This is a genomic window from Collinsella aerofaciens, from assembly GCF_032584215.1.
GTDB lineage: Bacteria > Actinomycetota > Coriobacteriia > Coriobacteriales > Coriobacteriaceae > Collinsella.
Map to the genome: position 1 here is coordinate 1 of NZ_JAWHPN010000052.1, position 2156 is coordinate 2156.

General features: G+C 60.4%; 2 protein-coding genes. Both read right to left on the reverse strand.

The annotated features are described in order from the left end of the window. A partial coding sequence (locus tag RX395_RS09645) for a hypothetical protein (protein WP_316367238.1) occupies window positions 1-237 on the reverse strand: 237 nt, incomplete at its 3' end. Between the two features lies 1 nt (window position 238). Next, window positions 239-1927 (reverse strand): ATP-binding cassette domain-containing protein, encoded by a 1689-nt coding sequence (locus RX395_RS09650; RefSeq protein ID WP_316367240.1) that lies wholly within the window; start codon window positions 1925-1927, stop codon window positions 239-241. Window positions 1928-2156: the final 229 nt, after the last annotated feature.

Genomic DNA, 2156 nt, shown 5'->3' on the forward strand with positions numbered 1-2156 from the left:
CTTGTTGTAGCGAAGCTGACGGTAGGTCGTGTCGTACTCTGCTACGTAAAACGCGTCTCCAGAGAAGGCTTTGTACCGGTCCTTAACCGTCGAAGCCATGTACGCGGGTTCGACATCGCCTTTCTCCCCGTTGAGCGCATAGACGGGTGCCGCGATTCCGCATAAAGCCGTTGCCACGAGGATGGCGTAGACAGCCATGCGCGACGCATTGGACTTCAGCTGTTCAAATAGTTTCATGTCATTCACCTCGCTCGTATGTATCGAGGTATTCCTGCTTGAGCGTCTGCGAGGACGACTCGATCTTTTCCACGAGCGTGCCGGCCTCGATGAAGTAGAACGAGTTGGTGAGGTCTGCCAGGTCGTCGAGCAGATGGCTTGAAATGAGCACGCTTCGTCCCCGCGCCACCTCGCTGCGCATCGCGTCGCAGGAGGTTTTCCGCTTTCCCGGATCGAGGCCGTTCAGCGGTTCATCGAGGATGAGGTACGGGCAACCGGTCGCTATCGCCATGGCAAGCTTTACCTGCTGCTTCATTCCTGTCGAGAGTTTACGGGTCGGCTTGTCGAGATATGGGGAGATTCCGAGGGAGTCGCAGAGCGAGTCGATGTCGGCGGCCGATTTCCACGCCTCCCTAACGAAAGCAAGGTGCTCGAGGGCCGATAGCGTGGGATAGAGATCCGCGCCGCCCGAAGAGCTCAGGTAGACGAGTTCTGCAAATTCGGCTGATCGACGTTGGCAGATTCCGTCTGCCGCCAGGCTTCCCGAGCGGATGCGGGTGGGAAATTGGCCCGACAGCGCTTCAAGAAGGGTGGTTTTCCCCGAGCCGTTGGGGGCAACGAGGCCCGCCGCCGTTCCCGGGCCCAAGGAAAGCGACCCGATTGAAAGTATCGTCGTGCTCCCGTATCCCACGCTCGCGTCCAGAAGCTCGAGCCCATGGTGCTTTTTCGCGGGTCCAGGCTGTTTGGGGGAACGTGTCGCAACGGCGCCGACCGCAAAAAAGACCGCGACGTATGCCAGGGCCACGGCAAGCATCGATGCGCTGCCCGAACCGGAGCCAATGAATTCTGTCGGGAAGCATCCCACGTAACCCGTTGCCTCGATAGGCGAGAACACGGCCAGCGGCAGGAGCCCGAGCGCGGCGTTATGCCCCAGTGCCGAATCGGACAGTAACGGGAATGCCGGGGCCGCGACAAGCAGCGCGGAGGCAAGGGGGCCCGCGAGGACGCGCCTCGTTGCGGTCGATAGGACGGCGGAGCAAACGGATATCAAGGTTCCGCCCGCAAGCAGCGCGAGAAGCAGGGTCGTGAAGACGTTTCCCGCGGTCGTGGTGGTAAGCGCGCCGTCATGGAAGAAGGCGATCGGGTACCCAATTTGCCCGAAGCCGTTTAGGACCAAGGCGTAAATGCCCCCGGGTGCGAGGCCGGCGAGGAGCATCGCGGTCCCCGCGGCGATTATCGAAAACACGATCTGGATAAGGCGCCGGAATTTGGGCGCGGGCGCCTTTGCCGCCAGGGTCCCGGGCCTTGTGGCGCCGAGCACGAGTATCGACGAGAGAAGGAAGGGGATGAAGGGAAGGAAAGACGGCGCCGTGGCAATGGCGTAAGGCAGGAAGGAAAGGAATGGCAGGTCGCTTGCGGAGGCCGGGATATCCGTGATGCCGGAGCTGCTCAGGGCACGGCAATATGCGAGCGCCGCGTCATTGGTCTCTCGGTCTCCCACGATGGACCCGGATTGGAAGCCTTCGCCCATGAGCGCGTAGTAGCTCTCGGCAGAATCGAGAAAGGCGGCGTCGGTTTGAGCGGCGAGGGCGGCGTTCGCGTATCTTGCAAGCTCCGCGTCATCTTGCTGCTCTGGAGATAGGTCTGTGCCGCTGGCCTGGGGCGCGCGCGTATTGAATGCGTCGACAAAGCCCTGCATGCCCTGCTTCATAAAGAAGGGCCCGTAGATGGGTGAATTGAACGCAATGGGGACGGAAAAGGCTGCAGCGAGAACGAGCGTAGAGATCCATACGGCCCTGTCTCTTAGGATTAGTTTGAGAAGAAGTCGACAGTACATTTAGAAGCACCTACGTTCCTCAAAGAATTGTTAGACTAAAAGTAACAGACCGGATGAAGATACGCGCGGCGGGGGCGAGGCGAATGGCTGAGCGGTATCGATA